Source organism: Pseudomonas sp. MB-090624 (assembly GCF_003205245.1).
GTDB classification, from domain to species: domain Bacteria; phylum Pseudomonadota; class Gammaproteobacteria; order Pseudomonadales; family Pseudomonadaceae; genus Aquipseudomonas; species Aquipseudomonas juntendi.
This window is the reverse complement of record NZ_QJRK01000024.1, coordinates 19,599-38,404: the sequence shown is the minus strand read 5'-3', so window position 1 is coordinate 38,404 and position 18,806 is coordinate 19,599. Positions and strand designations below refer to the sequence as shown.

The following is an 18,806-nucleotide window of genomic DNA, read 5'->3' as shown; positions in this document are numbered from 1 at the left end:
TAACCCAGCATAGGCCTGGCCCCGCAGGCGCCGCATGAAAACTGGATGAAACCGGCGTTATGCCAGGCCTGCACGCGCACCCTGCATTTGCACCTGGCGGCGAACCCGTGGCATAGATGACGGTCAACGGTTTTATCTGACCGCTTCAGCGCCCTTGAAGGAGTTTCATGCATGAGCAAACCTACCTACGTGCCACCCAAGGTCTGGCGCCCTGACGCTGCATCCGGGGGCCAGTTCGCCAGCATCAACCGCCCTGTCGCCGGCCCTACCCACGGCAAGGACCTGCCCAAGGGCAAGCAACCGCTGCAGCTGTATTCGCTGGCCACACCCAACGGCGTGAAGGTCACCATTGCCCTGGAAGAGCTGCTTGAACTCGGCCACGCTGGCGCGGAATACGATGCCTGGCTGATCCGCATCGGCGAAGGCGACCAGTTTTCCAGCGGCTTCGTTCACGTCAACCCCAACTCCAAGATCCCCGCGCTGCTCGACTGCAGCCAGGAACCACCGGTGCGAGTCTTCGAGTCCGGCTCGATCCTGTTGTACCTGGCAGAAAAGTTCGGCGCCCTGCTGCCGACAGCGCCTGCTGCGCGCACCGAGTGCCTGAACTGGCTGTTCTGGCAGATGGGAGCGGCGCCCTACCTGGGTGGCGGCTTCGGTCATTTCTATGTGTACGCGCCGGAGAAGTTCGAGTACGCCATCAACCGCTTCACCATGGAAGCCAAGCGTCAGCTCGATGTGCTTGACCGGCGCCTGGCCGAAAGCCGCTACCTGGGCGGTGAGGCATACAGCATCGCCGATATTGCCGTATGGCCCTGGTACGGCCAGTTGGTACTGGGCAACCTGTACGGCGCGGCAGAGTTCCTGGCGGTGCACGAGTACCCGAACGTACAGCGCTGGGCCCAAGAGATTGCCCAGCGCAAGGCAGTGCAACGCGGCACCCGGGTGAACCGCACCTGGGGCGACGAAGCCAGCCAGGTGCCTGAACGGCATTCGGCTGCGGATCTGGACAACTGATACAACGCGCGCCGAAGGTGGCCCTGTGGTGATACAGGGCCGCCGCTGCCAATGCCCGCCGCGTACTCGGGCATGACAATGCCCACCTGCACAAAACCGTTTGCCCCTGCGCAAACCTGCGTCCGCGTAGCCCTTCTTGTACACTCCCCGCAATAGCCCCCACCTGTACATTGTTTGGTGAACGCATGATCGAGGTAACCGAGGTTTCCATTGCCGAGCTGCGCGACGCGCTCGAATCGGGCCGCACGACGGCGGTCGAGCTGGTCAAGGCCTACCTGGCCCGCATTGATGCCTACGACGGCGCCGACACGGCCACCGCCCTGAACGCCGTAGTGGTGCGCAACCCGCAGGCGCTGCAAGAAGCCGAGGCCTCCGATGCCCGCCGCGCCAAAGGCCAGCTGCTGAGCCCGCTGGACGGCATTCCCTACACTGCCAAGGACAGCTACCTGGTCAAAGGCCTGACTGCGGCATCGGGCAGCCCGGCCTTCAAAGACCTGGTGGCCCAGCGCGACGCTTTCACCATCGAGCGCCTGCGCGCCGCCGGGGCCATATGCCTGGGCAAGACCAACATGCCGCCCATGGCCAACGGGGGCATGCAGCGCGGTGTGTATGGCCGCGCCGAAAGCCCGTACAACGCCCATTACCTGACCGCGCCGTTCGCCTCGGGCTCGTCCAACGGCGCAGGCACGGCTACCGCCGCCAGTTTCAGCGCCTTCGGCCTGGCCGAAGAAACCTGGTCCAGTGGCCGCGGCCCCGCCTCGAACAATGGCCTGTGCGCCTACACGCCCTCGCGTGGGGTGATTTCGGTGCGCGGCAACTGGCCGCTGACCCCGACCATGGATGTGGTGGTGCCCTATGCGCGCACCATGGCCGACCTGCTGGAGGTACTCGACGTGGTGGTCGCCGATGACCCCGACAAGCGTGGCGACCTGTGGCGCCTGCAGCCCTGGGTGCCGATCCCCGCGGCCTCGGCGGTGCGCCCGGCGTCGTACCTGGACCTGGCCGCCGATGCCGGCGCCCTCAAGGGCAAACGCTTCGGCGTGCCGCGCATGTACATCAATGCCGACGACGCAGCCGGCACTTCGCAAAAGCCCGGTATCGGGGGCCCTACCGGCCAGCGCATCCACACCCGCGCGAGCGTTATCGCCTTGTGGCAACAGGCACGTCAGGCCCTGGAAGCGGCCGGCGCGCAAGTGGTGGACGTCGATTTCCCGCTGGTGTCCAACTGCGAAGGGGACCGCCCCGGCGCACCCACGGTGTACAACCGCGGCATCGTCAGCAAGGAATTCCTGCACGACGAGCTGTGGGAGCTGTCGGGCTGGGGCTTCGATGATTTCCTGCGCGCCAATGGCGACCCCAAGCTCAACCGTCTGGCGGATGTCGATGGGCCTCAGATTTTCCCGCACGACCCGGGCACCCTGCCCAACCGCGAAGACGACCTTGCAGCCGGCATGGACGAATACGTCAACATGGCCAAGCGTGGCCTGAAAACCTGGGACCAGATCGAGACCCTGCCCGATGGGCTGCGCGGCCTGGAGCGGACCCGCAAGCTGGACCTGGAGGACTGGATGGACGCCCAAGGCCTGGACGCCGTGCTGTTCCCCACCGTGGCCGATGTCGGCCCGGCCGATGCCGACGTCAACCCGGTATCGGCGGACATCGCCTGGAGCAACGGCGTATGGGTGGCCAATGGCAACCTGGCGATCCGCCACCTTGGCGTACCGACCGTGACCGTACCGATGGGCGTCATGGCCGACATCGGTATGCCGGTGGGCCTGACCTTCGCCGGGCGGGCCTACAGCGACAATGCCCTGCTGACCTTTGCGGCCGCCTTTGAAGCGACCGGTTCGCGCCGCATTGTGCCGCCGCGCACCCCCGCCCTGGGTTGAGCCCCCCACGGCAACGACCTTCAGGCAACCGTCGCTAAAATCAACGATTCGTGTAAATATACACAAATCGTTGATTTTTTCGGCTCGTTGCCCATGACACCCACTGCCGAGCGCCAGCTCACCCTCACCGTGCTCAAGGCCGCCATCCAGGCCTTGGGCAGCGTTGCCGCGCGCAACATGGAAATCCTCCTGCACGACCTCGACCACCCCGAGCACTCGGTGGTGGCTATCGTCAATGGCCACCTTTCCGGTCGCAGCATCGGCAGCCCGATCCTTGCCGCCCCGGAACAGGATCAGGGTTTCAAGGCACTGATGCAGGCCTCGGCCGACCAGCAGGGTTGTGAGCCGGTGGTGCTGCCCGACTACCCCACTACCCTCAAGGGCCGCACGCTGCGCAGCGCCACCGCGATATTCCGCGACAGCAGCGGGCACCCGTTTGCCAGCCTGTGCGTGAACACCGATGTTACCGGCCTGGATGCGGCCATGCAGTTCCTCCAGCACTTCCAGCCCCTGGGCGCTACGCCAACTGCCACCGAGCCTGCCGACATGGCGCTGCTGATGAGCGAGATCATCCAGGGCGCACTGCAGCACACCGGCCAAGGGCGAATGAACAAGCAGGCCAAGCTCGAAGCTGTGCGCGTGATGCAGGAGCGTGGCCTGTTCATCGTCAAGGGCGGCGTCGAGAAGGCCGCCAGCGCACTCGGCGTGACCCGCTACACCATCTACAACTACCTCGAACAACTGCGCGGAGCCAGCCTATGACCTTGCACATCCCTACGCCCCTGATCGAATCACGCCCGCTGTCGCTGGCTGCCGGGCGCAACATCTGGCTCAAGCTTGACGCCCTGCAGCCTTGTGGCTCGTTCAAGCTGCGCGGGGTGGGCCACGCCTGCGAGGTTCACTACGCACGGGGTGCCAGGCACCTGGTGTCGTCATCGGGGGGCAATGCCGGCCTGGCGGTGGCCTACGCCGGGCGCAAACTGGGGGTGCCGGTGACCGTGGTGGTGCCCGAGACCACCACCGAACGGGCCAAGGAGCTGCTGCGCCTGGAAAATGCCAAGGTACTGGTACACGGCAGCTCGTGGCAGGAAGCCAACGAACTGGCACTGACCCTGGTAGGCGCTGGCGATGCCTTCATTCACCCCTTCGACGACCCGCTGCTGTGGGCCGGGCATGCCAGCCTGGTCGACGAAGTGGTTGCGGCCGGCTTCAAGCCCGATGCGGTCGTGCTGTCGGTGGGGGGTGGCGGGCTGCTCAGCGGCGTGGTCGAGGGGCTGCAACGCAATGGCTGGGCGGACGTGCCGGTGCTGGCCGTGGAGACGACCGGCGCTGCCTCGCTGCACGCGGCCATGCAAGCCGGGCACACCGTGGCGTTGCCGCGCATTGCCTCGATCGCCGGCTCGCTGGGTGCCAAGCGGGTGGCCGAACAGGCGCTGGCCTGTACGCGTCGGCAACCGGTACACAGCCACCTGGTCAGCGACCGTGCCGCGCTGCAGGCTTGCGAGCGCTTTCTGCAAGACCATCGGCTACTGGTGGAGCCCGCCTGTGGCGCCGCGTTGGCGCTGGCCTACGACGCCAGCGCCATGGCGCGTTACCCGAACGTGCTGGTGGTGGTATGCGGGGGTGCTACCGCCACTTTGGAACAGATACAGGCGTGGTTGCGACAGGTCGACTGATACGGGCTGTCATCTGTCTGTTTCCTTTGCCGTGTATCACTGAACCCGACACTGCCGGCGACTCTGCCCGGCAGTGGCTGCCACGCAAAGGAAAAATGCCCTGCGCCCTTTCGATCTGCGGCAAGGGAAGGCACAATGCGTGTCCTTTTTTTGGCCGGCCTGGCCGGGGGCCTTTAAATGATCAAGACGCCGTACTACCTCATCGATAAAACCAAGCTGCTCAGCAACATGGAGAAGATCGCCTACGTGCGCGAACACTCCGGTGCCAAGGCACTGCTCGCCCTCAAGTGCTTTGCCACCTGGTCGGTATTCGACCTGATGCAGCAGTACATGGACGGCACCACCTCGTCTTCCCTGTTCGAGCTCAAGCTCGGCCGCCAGAAGTTTGCCGGCGAGACCCACGCCTACAGCGTGGCCTGGGCCGACGACGAGGTCGAGGAAATGCTCGAGAACTGCGACAAGATCATCTTCAACTCGATCGGCCAGCTGCAACGCTTTGCCGACCAGTCCGAAGGCAAGGTGCGTGGCCTGCGCGTCAACCCGCAGGTCAGCAGCTCCGACTACCTGCTGGCCGACCCGGCCCGGCCGTTCAGCCGCCTGGGCGAATGGGACCCGGCCAAGATCGAGCAGGTGATCGGCCAGATCTCTGGTTTCATGTTCCACAACAACTGCGAGAACGGTGACTTCGGCCTGTTCGACAAGATGCTCACGCACATCGAAGAGCGCTTCGGCCACCTGCTGCACCAGGTCGAATGGGTCAGCCTGGGCGGCGGCATCCACTTCACCGGTGAAGACTACGCAGTAGACGCTTTCTGCGCGCGCCTCAAGGCCTTCGCACAAACCTACGGGGTGCAGGTGTACCTGGAGCCTGGCGAAGCCGCCATCACCAACAGCGCCTCGCTGGAGGTGACCGTGCTCGACACCTTGTACAACGGCAAGCACCTGGCCGTGGTCGACAGCTCGATCGAAGCGCACCTGCTCGACCTGCTGATCTACCGCCTGAACGCCAAGATGGCCCCCAACGACGGCGAGCACACCTACATGGTCTGCGGCAAATCGTGCCTGGCCGGTGACATCTTCGGTGAGTACCAGTTCGACCGCCCATTGGCCATTGGCGATCGCCTGTCGTTCGTAGATACGGCCGGTTACACCATGGTCAAGAAAAACTGGTTCAACGGTTTGAAAATGCCGTCCATCGCGGTCAAGCAACTCGACGGCAGCGTCGAGGTCGTCCGTGAGTTCGGTTTTGAAGACTACGTTTCCAGCCTGTCGTAAGGCCGGCTTCCCAAGTAAGGAGCAACAGGTAAATTGAAGAAGAACGTTCTTATCATTGGTGCAGGAGGTGTCGCCAAGGTGGTGGCCCACAAGTGCGCGCAGCATAACGACGAACTGGGTCGTATCGCTATCGCGTCACGGAACATCTCCAAATGCCAGGCCATCATCGACAGCGTCAAGGCCAAGGGTAGCCTCAAGGTTCCCGCCGACATCCAGGCCTTCTCGCTCAACGCCCTCGATGTCGAGGCGACCAAGGCGCTGATCCGCGAGACCGAGTCGCAGATCGTGATCAACGTCGGTTCCGCCTTCCTCAACATGTCGGTGCTGCGTGCCTGCATCGATACCGGTGTCGCCTACCTGGACACCGCCATCCACGAAGAGCCGGGCAAGATCTGCGAGACCCCGCCGTGGTACGGCAACTACGAGTGGAAACACCTCGAAGAGTGCCAACAAAAGAACATCACCGCCATTCTCGGGGTCGGCTTTGACCCGGGTGTGGTCAACAGCTACGCAAAACTTGCGCAGCAACAGTATTTCGACAGCATTGATTCGATCGACATTCTCGACGTCAATGCCGGTTCGCATGGCAAATACTTCGCCACCAACTTCGACCCGGAAATCAACTTCCGCGAGTTCACCGGGCAAGTGTGGAGCTGGCAGAACAGCCAGTGGACCAGCAACACCATGTTCGAAGTCAAGCGTACCGACGACCTGCCGGTGGTCGGCTCGCAAAACCTCTACCTCACCGGCCATGACGAAGTTCACTCGATTTCGAAGAACCTCAACGTGCCGAATGTGCGCTTCTGGATGAGCTTCGGCGAGCACTACATCAATGTGTTCACGGTGCTGAAAAACCTTGGCCTGCTCAGCGAGCAGCCGGTGAAAACGGCCGAAGGCCTGGAAGTGGTGCCGCTGAAAGTGGTCAAGGCCGTGCTGCCAGACCCGGCCTCGCTGGCCCCGGGCTACACCGGCAAGACCTGCATCGGCGACCTGGTCAAAGGCACCAAGAACGGTCAACCGCGCGAAGTGTTCATCTACAACGTGGCCGACCACGAAGAGGCCTACGCCGAAACCGACAGCCAGGGCATCTCCTACACCGCAGGCGTACCGCCAGTGGCTGCGGCCCTGCTGGTTGCCCGTGGCGAGTGGGATGCCAAACGCATGGTCAACGTCGAAGAACTGCCAGCCGAGCCGTTCCTCAAGGCGCTGGACGTGATGGGCCTGCCGACCCGCGTCAAGGATGAAAAAGGTGATCGTCCTTGGGACGCTGAAGCCTAAGCGGTAAACAGAAGGGGCGCCACTGTGGCGCCCCTTCTGCTTTGGCTGGCCGCTTGCGCTTCAGTTGGCCTCGGCCGTGAGCTTCGCGCGCTCACCGAGTTTTTTCAGCAATGCCTTGGCCAGGGCCTTGTCCGAGAACGGGTTCTGCCCGGTAATCAACTCGCGATCCACCACCACATTCGGTTGCCAGGGCTTGGCATAACCCATGTCGCCGCCGGCCATCGCCATCGCGTTCGCCGGGTAGAACAACAAGCGCTGGTCGTTGAGCGATCCCTCGAACACCTGCTCCTCTGGGTCAGAGAAGATAGTCATCTTGTAGCCCTGGTACACCCAGTCTTTGGCTGCCGCCCGCTCGCCACGCGCCAGCGCGGCCTGGTAGCCAACCGGGTCTTGCTGCGCCGAAAGCAAAGCGATTGGGCCGTGGCAGATAGCCGCAGTGGGTTTGCCTGCCTGGTGGAAATGCCGCAACAAGGTGCCGACATCCGGGTTATTGGCCAAGTCGATCAAAGGCGCGTGGCCGCCGGGGATAAACAGCCCGGCATAGCGGTCGAGGTCGCCAGCCAGCACTTCTTTCACCGACAGGGTATCGCCGATGTCTGGCAGGCCCTGCACCACCTTTTCAATCCGGCGCATCTCTGTGGCATCACCGGCGAAATACTGCGGGTCAACCGAGCGCGGATCCACACGCGGGGCATTACCCTTGGGTGTCACCAGCACCAGGCGGTAGTCAGCCTTGAGCAATTGGTCGGCGGGCACACCGAACTCATTGAGGTAATAGCCGGTGGCGTAGTGTTCGCCGTTCTGCAACGGCAGCTGGTGTTCACTGGACAGCAGCACCAGTACCTCGCCCTTGGGCGCCGATTGGGCACCACCGGCAAGCAACGCGCCGGTGACTGCCAGCGCCAGTGTGGTCGGCTTCTTCATGCGTTAACTCCTGATCAGGCAAGCGCCTGCAATACCAAAGTGGCGGAGCGCTAGATCTAATGGGCAGCTCCGGGTCAGTCATCACTGGGGGAATGCTACCGCTGCAGCTATGATTCGATAATTCTAAAGTGATCATGGCTGCCATTCGGAATATGAATATCGCCAACAAGGACTTGAACCTGCTCTATCTGTTCCATGTGCTTTACCAGGAGCGCAGCGCCACGCTCGCCGCCCAACGCATGGCGCTTAGCCAACCTGCACTCAGCCACAAGCTCGGCAGATTGCGAGACCAGCTTGGCGACCCCCTGTTCGTGCGTGCGCCCAGAGGGCTTACCCCCACACCGCGGGCCCATGAGCTGGCGCCGGAGGTAGAACGCCTGGTAGCGGGCCTGGAAGGCTTCTATGAACGCTGCGAGGGGCAAGACTTTCTCGCCCGCCCTGCCCGCGTACACCTGTACAGCACCGATTATGTGGAGCAGACACTGCTGCCCAGGCTGTTACCAATACTGCGCAGCCAAGCGCCCAACCTAACGCTGATCACACACAACACCCGCGGCATGCTACCCCGTGAAGCGCTGGAAAAAGGCACCTGCGACCTGGCTGTCGCCGGCTTCTACACCGACCTGCCCGATACCTTCCACCAGCAGCGGCTGCTCAGGGAGCAGTTCGTAGTGCTTGCCTCGCGCAGCCATCCAGGCCTGGGTAGCGGCCTAGACCTGGACACATTTCTGGCCAGCGACCATCTGCTCACCACCCTGACCGGTGACCTTGATGGGCTGGTTGATCGCGCCCTGCACAGCCAGGGCAAGCAACGCCGGGTGGTGGCAGGCCTGTCCAGCTTCATCGCACCCATGCGCTTGCTGCGGGGTACCGACCTGCTTCTGACCTGCCTGCGCTCGCTGGCCCTCGAAGCTATCGACCGTGACCAGGATCTGCGCATGTTCCCGCTACCCATGGAGCTGCCGCCCGTAGAGGTGATGCAGATCTGGCATGCGCGTACCCATGCCGACCCCTTGCGGCGCTGGCTTCGCCAACAGATGTGGGCCGTGGCCCAGCAATAGGGATTTTTCTGACGAAAGTAGTCGGGTATGGCGAACAACCTCTTGCAATCCCTAAGATCTCAAAATACTGTATGAATACTCAGTACAGCGAGACGCCCCCATGCAACTCATCGCCAAACTCGGTATTTTGGCCGACGCTGCCAAGTACGACGCTTCCTGCGCCAGCAGCGGCGCGCCCAAGCGCAATTCGCGCGGTGGCGATGGCCTGGGTGCTACCAATGGCATGGGGATTTGCCACAGCTATACGCCCGACGGCCGCTGCGTGTCGCTGCTGAAAGTGCTGCTGACCAATTTTTGCCTGTACGACTGCCAGTACTGTGTCAACCGCCGCTCCAGCAACGTGCCTCGGGCACGTTTCAGCCCGGAAGAGGTGGTGCGCCTGACCTTGGATTTCTATCGGCGCAACTGCATCAGCGGCCTGTTCCTCAGCTCTGGCATCATCCGTTCGGCGGACTACACCATGGAGCAGCTGATTCGCGTGGCCCGGCTGTTGCGCGAAGAACACAACTTCCGCGGCTACATCCACCTGAAGACCATCCCCGACGCCGACCCGCTGCTGATCGAAGAAGCCGGGCGCCTGGCCGACCGGCTCAGCGTAAACATCGAGCTGCCGACCGACGACAGCCTCAAGCGCCTGGCACCCGAAAAGCAGGCACACACCATTCGCCAGGCCATGGGCGTCATTCACCAGGGCCAGCTAGCCGTAGCCAATGAGCCCAGGGCACCGCGCTTTACCCCGGCGGGGCAAAGTACCCAGGTCATCGTCGGTGCCGACAGCACCGATGACAGCACCTTGTTGCGCAATGCCGAATCGCTTTACCAGGGTTACGGCCTCAAGCGGGTGTACTACTCCGCGTTCAGCCCGATCCCCGACAGCCCAGGCAGCGTGCCGTTGGCCGCACCCCCACTGTTGCGCGAGCACCGCCTGTACCAGGCTGACTTCCTGCTCCGGGGCTATGGCTACAAGGCGGGTGAGCTGTTGGGCCAGCACGGTAACCTGGCACTGGACATCGACCCCAAGCTGGCCTGGGCGCTGGCCAACCGCGAGGTATTCCCCTTGGACGTGAACCGCGCCGAGCCGGCACTGCTGGCACGCATCCCCGGCATTGGCCTGCGCAGCGTGCAGCGCCTGGTGGCCTTGCGCCGGGAGCGGCGTATCCGCTATGACGACCTGATTCAGCTACGCTGCGTACTGGACAAGGCGCGCCCGTTCATCGTCACCAGCGATTACCGCCCGGCACAGGCCGAACTGCGCAGCGGGTTGCTGCGTGCACGCCTGCGCGAACCGCAGGCGCCGGTGCAAATGGGGTTGTGGGGGTGATTGCGCTCGACTGCGACGACCTGTTCGCCACATGGCGTGAACAGGCGCGGGTGTTACTGGGGCATGGCATCGACCCTTCGGAAATCACCTGGAACCAGGGCCCCATGGCGGATTTGCTGGCTGTACCCGCAGCGCTACCTACCGGCCCTGGCCCCTTCCGGGCCAAAGTCCCGGCCCAATTGTTGGGTCAGTTGGAACTGGCCTCTCGCTACCGTGGCGAGCAACGCTGGAACTTGCTGTACGAAGTGCTGTGGCGTGTCGCCCACGGCGACCGCACCGCAATGCTGGCGGGGGACCGCCTGGGCAGTGAGTTGCAACGGCGCATCAAGCAGGTAACGCGCGAAGCCCATCATTTGCATGCCTTTGTCCGCTTCGTGCCGCTGCCCGAAGTGGTGGCTGGGCGATTGCAACTGGACCTGGTGGCTTACCACGAGCCGGCACATGACGTTCTGCAGAGCGCCAGTGCGCACTTCGCCGACCGCCTGGGTAAGTTGCGCTGGCTGATCGCTACGCCTCAGGATGGCATTCGCTTCGACGGTGCCGGGTTCGACTATCAACGGCACTGCCCGGCGCAATGGCGGCAGTGGGCGCGCAGTGCCGAAGACCCAGGGGCCGAGCTGTGGCGTACCTATTACCGCCATACGTTCAACCCTGCTCGCCTCAACCCTGATGCCCTGCGCCTGCACATGCCGGGTCGGTTCTGGCGGCACTTGCCGGAAGGCATGCTGATACCCCAGCTCGAGGGCCTGGCACGCCAAGGCAAGCAGCGGGACGGCCAGGCGCTGGAAGTGGCTGCGCAGGCCGGCAAAAAGATCAGCAAGACTGGGCGGTGATGCACCCCAGCCATACCGTGCGCGCAAATCGCCTCACTCCAGCAACCAGCCTGCATCGCCTTCATCCAGCACGCCGCCATGATCAGTTCTGTCCCCCTTGCGCGCGACAGCAGCCCCCTCGATCAGGAAGTGCTCGGCCCCGCTTTCGATTACCGCACCGCAGGTAGTCCGGTCCCCCACCCTGGCCACTGCGCTGCCGTTGAATGTATACCCAGCACTCCCGCTCTCGACCTGGTTAGCGCCATGCAATGGGCAGAGATGTCGATGACCAACAAGCACAACAGGTTTCATCGCGATTCGCCTGCGTGCGGTGCGGTACGTGATTCGCGATCAATCGCCACTGGCCAGTGAACCTTCGGCGCCAGGCAGTGCATGAGGCTCAGACCATCATCATCATTCCAGTCGCGCGCGGGGTGTACGAACTTCGGGAGGGCCTCGGGGCCTTGCTGCATGAACAGTCTGGCGATGGCCCAGTAGGCTTCGCCGTGGTAGAGGTCGTGGCTGAAAAACACGCGGTCAATGACTTCGTTGGTTTCCGGGTTACGGACCGACAGCATGACGTTTTCGATCAGACCGCCGTGGCCGGGGGCGTAGATTCGGTAAACCTCGGCGGTAACGTCATCCCAGTTGTAGGCAACGGGTTTGACGCCCCAATGCTTTCGGCTGCAAACAAAGAATCGATTGAACCTGTATTGGTAAAGATAAATTCTTCGGCGCAGTCTATTGAAACGAATGGGCTCGTCTCTTGGAAGCACAAAATCAAGCTTGATGTAGGGCGATAGCACCCACGCCACGAGTAGCGGTGTAAGCAAGATAACAATATTCGTTATCCAGTCCCCCTGCCAATTGTCGAAAACCAGCCAATACGTGAACAACGTCATCCCACCACCCGCAATAAGAGCGGCAGAGCCTATCAGCGCACCTAGCCCCCGCGGACGAACAGTAGCCCTTGGCAACTCCAAATAGACATCATCGTAATAATTGGGCGGAGGGTTAATTTTTTGTGGTTCATGCTTGAACGTTGGCCTTTCTTCGATACCGGGTAAATCATGACTCCAACCCAATTGCCGATATGCTAATGGTCTGTGCTTGACGCTCATGCATTCTCCGCCTGCACCCGACTTTCGAGGCGTGCGCTTGAAATATTTTTATCTGGCCAATACGCAACCGTCAGTGTGGCCGATTTAATGGTGTGCGCACCAGCGGTCGGCATAAGCGCTATCACACCAGTCAATTCTAATGACGGCGCGCTTTCTGGATGCGCATGCACACTTTCCATCAATGAAACATCGGGGCGATAGTCCGGAAAACGTGGAGCGACGAAATTTGAAAACTTGTTTGTTTGGGTGAGAAACTCCGGGCAATCAGAATTACGGCTGCCGGATGCTACCAACTCTCCACTATCGCAGTCAGGAAATTCGCCATCACCTGCGCGATGTACTAGTAACGCCCAATCGTACCCTGAATTGACCTCGTCATACCGGGGCAAGCTAATTTGAAATTTTATTTTTTGCTCAACAACCAAGCCGGCCACCCCACCGACTTTGCGCATTGCGATATCGCTGGCCAGAACCGAGTCGAAATTCAGTCCAATTTGAAGTCCAAGAGTTGCAGCATTAAGCTCCGCAATGGCTATATCTGCCCACGCCACCGAATCCCAACGAACGTTAGGAATTTCGCCACCCTTGCCAAACAAACTACGACTGAGCCATAACTCAAGAGGGTTGAGCTCGTTGTTTTCCGCCATCCTTCTATAAGTGTAAGCGGAGAGTGTCAGTACTATTGCAACGCCCAAAGGCCCTGCAATCAAAGGTGACGCGACCGCCAGTGCAAACGCTGCAGAACCACCCAGATAAAGCACGCCTGATACAGCGTATTGTTTGCTCGACAAAATGCTACCCGACTTGACGGCGCGTTTTGATGCGGCAAACGCTTGGGCAACGTCAAACACCCCAGCCACTGAACTTATCAATGCGCCTAAACTTATGAGGAAACCTCCTACAACGGCGGCTCCCCTCGCCCAGGGCGCTTGCAGATGACGAATGCTCGTTCGCAGAACAAGCCCCACCAATTCGATTTGCCCCCCAAGCACACCCAGTTGCGAACCCTGCAGCGCCAATTTGGCCTCGTAAGCCTTGGGCCCAATCTCTGCCTCGGCCTTTTCTTGATTCCTGGTCAGGCTGTCATACTGCAAATACAACCCACCGATCCCGAGTAGCACCTCCCAACTGCCTGCAACCCCGCGCAGGCCTGAGAAACCGCCACGCACCAGCTGGCTGGCCTGGTGCGCAGTTATCTTCATCCCGTCAAGCAACTTGCGGGCATTGCTGTCGAGGGCACCTGCCGCGACCGAGATATCCACCATGGCCGCGTGCGCCGCACTGCTCGCCTGAGTCAGCTTGATGCTGGCCGCTTCGACTAACCGGCCATGCACTTGCGCAGCCGTGCCTTCGACCCAGACCGTGACACTGATCACGGTGTTGGTCAGACGAGGGTCGAGCAGCGCAAGGCTCATCAAACCGTGCTGCAGGATCGGCCGGACCTTGCGCATCGCCTTGAGCGAACCAACTTCAAAGTCATCGACACTGCGATACATACGGTCTCTCGTCTCAGCGAGGGAGGCATTTGCGCGGTGCTGCAACTGGCGTAAGTGCACACTCTGCAAGGCGTAGTACTCGCCTAGCTTCATCTTCACTTCAAGCTCGATCAGTTGCACCCCGTTGTAAAGAAACTGGATTGCGCTGTTCAGGTGCCGAACAGCGTTGTGAATGCCTGGCCCGAGGCTAGGCGCCAGGCGTTGACTGGCGGCATTCACCGCGCTCTGCGTTTCGGCGATGGCCTGCTTCAAGCTATTTCGCATGCGTAAACCGGCATCGTCGCTGGCGGTGACCTTGCTCAACATGCCGAAGAGCTTGTCGCTGTCGTTCCAGTTGATTTCCTGGTCACCTGAAAAACTGGGGAACAGCGCGGCCAGCAAAGCGTTGTCACGCATCAGCAGCGCGCGGTAGGGAGGGCTGTCGGGGTTTTGTAGCCATACCTGCCACAGCCGTTCGCTGGTACCGGCTGGGGGCTGGCGGGGTTCAAGGCTGGCCACCACGGCCTCTGTGACACCACCGCCCAAGCACAGCCCCATGGTCTTGGTATAGGCCACACCGGACTCGCGATCACGGCCGTCATAGTCGTGGCGCTCGGCCACCTTGAACATCGGGGTATCGAATAATGCAACATAGGCCTGCGCGTCCTGGTCGATGTAGCGCTGGAACTCGGCATCCTGCGCCTCGTACTCAGCTTGGAAAGCAGCCCGCTGCGGCTCGTGGTAGCGCTCTTCTAGACGGGCATCACTTTCCAGCTGCGCACGCTCGACCAAACGCTGTCGCTCGACTGCCGGGTCCACGAAAATTGGTGGCCCGTCGCCGGTCACCGGCTGCAGCGACGGCACCCCTTGTGCCGCCCACTCCCGGTGCGTGGCGCGGATCACCTGTACTATCTGCGACGTCTGCAACTGGTACGCGCGTTGTGGGTCCTCACGCCAGACCTGGCGCTTCACTACCCAGCTCAGCCGCTGGTGGTTATATTCCTGGATGAGACCTACGGTGTCGTCCAGCACCAGCGCCAACACACCGCTTGCCAACTGGTGGCGGTCCGATGCATTGACCACGTAACCACGCAGGGCAAACCTGCGCAGCCAACGACTGTGGAAACCATGCACGCTGTCGAACGGTGCGCACGCCTGCTGGCTGTACTCGAACACCTGGTTGTCAACTTGCAACTGGTCGGCCGTCATCGCCAGGCCCAGCAATTGCGGATGGGTACGCGCCTGGGTCAGATCAATCCCTACGAAGCGGTGCCTTGGTGCCACGCCTTGCTTGTAGGCGTTCAGCACGCTCACCGGCCAGGCATCACTGGAAAAGGCCAGCCAGGCACTGTTGTATTTGTCGGTGTCGATCGTGACGAAGGCCGCCGGAATATCGTGGTTTTCCTGCGCACATTTTTCCGGCAGTGGCCCAGGTGGGCCAGCTGGGGGCGCATAGGGGTCAAAGCGTCGCAGATGGCCCTGTGCGCTGACGGCGTAGGCTTGCCAGACCTGCTGGTCAAGCAAGACATACAGGTAGCCCATGCGTAACGTGCGCAGGCCAGGCTTGGCGCAGATGTGCAAATGCCCCGCCACGGTAGTGACGCACTCCGGTCGGGTATCCGGGACCAGCGCACGGCGCAGGGGCAGAATGGGCAGCCCCTGGCGCTGACAAGCCATGCAGTGGTCATGCGGCAGCCCGGCTTCAGCGACAGCCAGGGCGATTCGTTGACTGATGGTCATGCAAGGCGCTCCGCTTCCGGCAGGAGTTGGATCAGGTGCCGCCATTGCGCCTCGGAGTAGCAGGCAAGCAACGGCGCTAGCGCGCGCTGCTCTTGGCAGGCTACATCTATCAGGCCGCGCACGGCGGCAAGGGAGGTTAGCTGGGGATGAATGCACAGCTGGTGCAGGGCCAGCACCACGATATCTTCCGAGTCGGTCAAGCCCAAGGCGCGTGCTTCCTGGATATGGTTGCCGGCTCGTACAGCCGCAAACGACGGTATCTGACACTGAAAGCTATTGTTCACGCCTGCTCGCAGAGCGCTCAAGCTCCGCAATACGCGCTCGACCAATGCTCCATCCGCTTGCATGCGCCAAGCAGACGCGGGCAGCAGACAGCGCTGCCCGCTCTGCCCCTTGAGGTTCAGCAACTGCCCACTGCTGTTGAGGAACAACCAGCGGCTGATGGGCCACCACGGCGCACGCTCCCCTTGCTTGAACGTTGCCGCAAGCAGCTCCAGGCGTATCGGCTCGTAGACCGGATAGAAGCTCAGTGCCTGGGCCCTGTCGGGTAACCGGCACAAGCGACTGAGGTGAGCTGCGATGTCGGCCGCTGGCTGTTCACTGAACACCCAGCCGCATAGGTAGCGCCTTGGCTGAAACAACCCACGCACGGCTGCCCGGGCGGTCAATTCCAATATTGCGCGGCTGGGCAGCGCACCGGGCACAGCCAGGCATACCAGTACAGGATGCAGGTGCGGCACATGCGCCAGGTCGGGCCTGGGTACACGCATCAAAGCGCTCGCCCCCAATGCCTCGCGAAGCTGGGCGAGCAAGGCTGGATCGCCTTTGTCCTCGGGCGCGAGGGGGTCGACCAACACATAGCTGTACAGGGTGGGCGCATGCTGCTGTTCGATCACGTGGGCCAGTTCATCAGCCGTCATCAGAGCTTTCCCTCACAGGTGCTGGCAGCGTTCGGCGTCAATGTCAGCGACGTAGCGCTGCCTGCCCCCTGCGCAGTCGCCTGGGTTTGCCCCATCAGGTTCAGTGTCTGGCCATTGAGGGTGATACCGCGCCGGTCCAGCACGATGCAGCCACCTGGGGTTTTCAACTCTATGCGCTCACTGGCATGCAGCTGATACACGGTAGTGCGCTGCTGCATGCCATTGCCGACTTCGACCCGTTGAGCACCTTTGACCACCAAGGCGCTGTCCTTGCCGACGAGAACCTGCTGACAGCCCAGGGTCGCCTCACTGCGGTTGTTACCGACCTGATTCGTCAGGTCATGCTTGATCTCGACCTGGCAGTTCTGCCCGATGAACTGGTTGTGGTTGCCCCCGGTTTCCTGGCGATAGTGGTTACCGATGCTAAGTTGCTGATCATTGCCCACCTGCTCCAGCCGATTGCGCCCGACACGCGTGGTTTCGTCGTTGCCGACCACCGTGTTGTAGTCGCGCTGGGCATGAATGAACACCTCCTCCCTGCCCAGTTCATCCTCGAAGCGCAGCTCATTGAAGCCATTGCCCTTGTGGGTCTGGCTCTTGATGGTCATGCGGGTTTTGTGCTCCGGCAGGTCATACGGCGGAAGCTGATCACCGCAGTAGGTACGCCCGATGATCAGCGGCTGGTCGGGGTCGGCGTTGACGTACTGGATGATCACGTCCTGGCCAATGCGCGGGATGGCCATCGAGCCCCAACTGCCGCCTGCCCAGCTTTGCGAAACCCGGACCCAGCAAGAGCTGAACTCATTGCCCTTGCTCTCCCGATCCCAGGGAAAACTGACCTTGACCCGGCCCCACTCGTCACAGTAGATCTCTTCGCCGGGCGGGCCGACCACGGTGGCCATGTGCGGGCCATCGATACGGGGTTTGGCCAGGGGTGCCGGGCGCCATTCGCGGGTGCCCGGCACCAGCATGGCACGCTGCACGTAGCGGGTGCCATGGTCGGCGCTGCCTGCCTCTTCCTGCAGGCTGGTGAACTGCACGCCTTCATGGTGCACGCGGATCGGCCGCCAATGCACGTTCAGGTCTTCGCGCGGGTGCCCGTCAAGCGTGAAACTCAACCCTGGTTGCAGGCGCACATCATCGCCCTGCACCTCGGCAACATGCGTGTCGTGGCGCAGCGCCGCGAGGCGCGTGGCCGTGAACGGTACGCCGACCGCGTCCCGCTTGTATCGCCCAGGGTAGTCGAAACGCTCGTAGGCCAGCGTTTGATGGGGGATGCTGCTGTCAGCGGCCCGATGCTCCTGACGGTAGCGCGGGTGGGTGAAGGTGTAGTCCCTCTGCACCTGCCGGGTGCTGCGGACCTGCTCGCTGTAACGCAGGCGCCGCAGGCACGGCACGGCCTGATCACCACCGCTGTTGGCGTGATACAGCACGTGGTCGGGGTCGATATCACCCTCATCTACCGCTTGCGGGTCATCGGCCCGGACCGCGCCGCGGCTGATAGTGCCAAACGCCAGCAGCCGATCGGTAATGACCAGGCGGTGCTGTTGTGGCGTGTGCTCGAAGCGGTAGACAAAGCCTTCTTCGGCTGCCAGCCGGGCGATGAAATCGAGGTCGGTTTCACCGGCCTGAACGCAGAATTCGCGGACGTGATGCTCGCCGAGGCTCTTGATTTCGAAGCGGTTGATGCCCTGGCGCTGCAACATCAGTTCAATAATCTGCGGCACAGTCTTGTGCTGGAAGATGCGCCAGTTCGAGCGCAGCCGGGCGCGGGCCAGCTGCGGCTCTAGCAACGCGTGGTAGTAGGTACGAAACCTGCCGGTCTCGCCTTGGCTGAAACGGCTGACCAGGCCGTGCACATGGCGCAGCGGCTGCTCGCCACGCCAGACCGTGAACAGCCCGGGCTTGTCGAGCAGCAGGCCGAAGTCGACATCCGCGTCGAAACTGATCAGTTCCAGGTGCAGTTGGAACGGCGCGCTGATGGCCTCTTCGAGTTCGAACGAAACCACTTCGAACTCAACCCGGCCGGCCAGGGCCTCGAAGCTGAACCGCAGATCGGACTGGCTAGGCATGCGGACTCCCGGCTACCACCTTGAGACAAGGCTGTCGAGCGACTGCAGCACTCCGGCGCTGCTCAGCGCTCAGGCGAAATCGGTAGCAACAGAAGGCCCCGCGGCCTTGAGGTGGGCGATGCATGAAGAGGTCCTTGTCTTCCGGCAAACTGAAGACATGAACGCTAGCGGGGAACCGATTCTGCGAGAAGTCCAGCACTTCCCGGCGTAACGTAGGAAATGTCGACT

15 protein-coding genes are annotated in these 18,806 nt (G+C 62.1%); 9 read left to right on the top strand and 6 right to left on the bottom strand.

Annotation, left to right across the window (positions count from 1 at the left end; translation table 11 throughout):
* Positions 1 to 171: 171 nt before the first annotated feature.
* The 6 genes from yghU to DMX12_RS14865 all read left to right on the top strand — a co-directional run bounded on the left by yghU (position 172) and on the right by DMX12_RS14865 (position 7,132).
* Positions 172 to 1,014 (top strand): glutathione-dependent disulfide-bond oxidoreductase, encoded by an 843-nt coding sequence (gene yghU / locus DMX12_RS14890; RefSeq protein ID WP_110678336.1) that lies wholly within the window; start codon positions 172 to 174, stop codon positions 1,012 to 1,014.
* 185 nt (positions 1,015 to 1,199) lie between these two features.
* Complete coding sequence (locus DMX12_RS14885) at positions 1,200 to 2,903, top strand: amidase (protein ID WP_047149638.1); 1,704 nt, start codon at positions 1,200 to 1,202, stop codon at positions 2,901 to 2,903.
* 93 nt (positions 2,904 to 2,996) lie between these two features.
* A complete protein-coding gene (locus DMX12_RS14880; RefSeq protein WP_371928265.1) occupies positions 2,997 to 3,665 on the top strand; it encodes a transcriptional regulator in 669 nt (222 codons plus the stop codon).
* The gene (locus DMX12_RS14875; RefSeq protein ID WP_054912625.1) at positions 3,662 to 4,579 is read left to right on the top strand and encodes a pyridoxal-phosphate dependent enzyme; all 918 of its coding nucleotides are present in this window, start codon (positions 3,662 to 3,664) and stop codon (positions 4,577 to 4,579) included. The genes DMX12_RS14880 and DMX12_RS14875 overlap by 4 nt, the downstream gene beginning before the upstream one ends.
* A 177-nt stretch (positions 4,580 to 4,756) precedes the next feature.
* Complete coding sequence (locus tag DMX12_RS14870; RefSeq protein WP_009686603.1) at positions 4,757 to 5,854, top strand: carboxynorspermidine decarboxylase; 1,098 nt, start codon at positions 4,757 to 4,759, stop codon at positions 5,852 to 5,854.
* 33 nt (positions 5,855 to 5,887) lie between these two features.
* On the top strand, positions 5,888 to 7,132 hold the full coding sequence (locus DMX12_RS14865; protein WP_054903974.1) for a saccharopine dehydrogenase family protein: 1,245 nt from the start codon (positions 5,888 to 5,890) through the stop codon (positions 7,130 to 7,132).
* A 60-nt stretch (positions 7,133 to 7,192) separates the two neighbouring features.
* Here DMX12_RS14865 and DMX12_RS14860 read toward each other — a convergent pair whose 3' ends face one another.
* A complete protein-coding gene (locus DMX12_RS14860; RefSeq protein ID WP_110678332.1) occupies positions 7,193 to 8,056 on the bottom strand; it encodes a type 1 glutamine amidotransferase domain-containing protein in 864 nt (287 codons plus the stop codon).
* Between the two features lie 152 nt (positions 8,057 to 8,208).
* Here DMX12_RS14860 and DMX12_RS14855 point away from each other — a divergent pair, with 152 nt between their 5' ends.
* The 3 genes from DMX12_RS14855 to DMX12_RS14845 all read left to right on the top strand — a co-directional run bounded on the left by DMX12_RS14855 (position 8,209) and on the right by DMX12_RS14845 (position 11,271).
* The gene (locus DMX12_RS14855) at positions 8,209 to 9,117 is read left to right on the top strand and encodes a LysR family transcriptional regulator (protein ID WP_110678330.1); all 909 of its coding nucleotides are present in this window, start codon (positions 8,209 to 8,211) and stop codon (positions 9,115 to 9,117) included.
* 100 nt (positions 9,118 to 9,217) lie between these two features.
* Positions 9,218 to 10,438: a putative DNA modification/repair radical SAM protein gene (locus DMX12_RS14850; RefSeq protein ID WP_110678328.1), complete on the top strand. Its 1,221-nt coding sequence runs from the start codon at positions 9,218 to 9,220 to the stop codon at positions 10,436 to 10,438.
* Positions 10,429 to 11,271, top strand: a complete 843-nt coding sequence (locus tag DMX12_RS14845; RefSeq protein ID WP_110678326.1) for a TIGR03915 family putative DNA repair protein — start codon at positions 10,429 to 10,431, stop codon at positions 11,269 to 11,271. The genes DMX12_RS14850 and DMX12_RS14845 overlap by 10 nt, the downstream gene beginning before the upstream one ends.
* A gap of 33 nt (positions 11,272 to 11,304) precedes the next feature.
* On the opposite strand, the gene DMX12_RS14840 is transcribed toward DMX12_RS14845, so the two are convergent.
* Genes DMX12_RS14840 through DMX12_RS14820 form a run of 5 tightly spaced genes read right to left on the bottom strand, consistent with a single transcriptional unit; the run spans position 11,305 to position 18,578 of the window.
* Positions 11,305 to 11,562 carry a PAAR domain-containing protein gene (locus DMX12_RS14840; protein WP_009686597.1) on the bottom strand — a complete coding sequence of 86 codons (258 nt, stop codon included), beginning with the start codon at positions 11,560 to 11,562 and terminating at the stop codon, positions 11,305 to 11,307.
* Positions 11,559 to 12,371, bottom strand: a complete 813-nt coding sequence (locus DMX12_RS14835) for a DUF6708 domain-containing protein (RefSeq protein ID WP_332262002.1) — start codon at positions 12,369 to 12,371, stop codon at positions 11,559 to 11,561. The genes DMX12_RS14840 and DMX12_RS14835 overlap by 4 nt, the downstream gene beginning before the upstream one ends.
* Positions 12,368 to 15,586 (bottom strand): T6SS effector BTH_I2691 family protein, encoded by a 3,219-nt coding sequence (locus DMX12_RS14830; protein WP_110678324.1) that lies wholly within the window; start codon positions 15,584 to 15,586, stop codon positions 12,368 to 12,370. The genes DMX12_RS14835 and DMX12_RS14830 overlap by 4 nt, the downstream gene beginning before the upstream one ends.
* Positions 15,583 to 16,506: a hypothetical protein gene (locus DMX12_RS14825; RefSeq protein WP_110678322.1), complete on the bottom strand. Its 924-nt coding sequence runs from the start codon at positions 16,504 to 16,506 to the stop codon at positions 15,583 to 15,585. Before DMX12_RS14825 ends, DMX12_RS14830 begins: the two co-directional genes overlap by 4 nt.
* On the bottom strand, positions 16,506 to 18,578 hold the full coding sequence (locus DMX12_RS14820) for a type VI secretion system Vgr family protein (protein ID WP_110678321.1): 2,073 nt from the start codon (positions 18,576 to 18,578) through the stop codon (positions 16,506 to 16,508). Before DMX12_RS14820 ends, DMX12_RS14825 begins: the two co-directional genes overlap by 1 nt.
* Positions 18,579 to 18,806 lie beyond the last annotated feature (228 nt).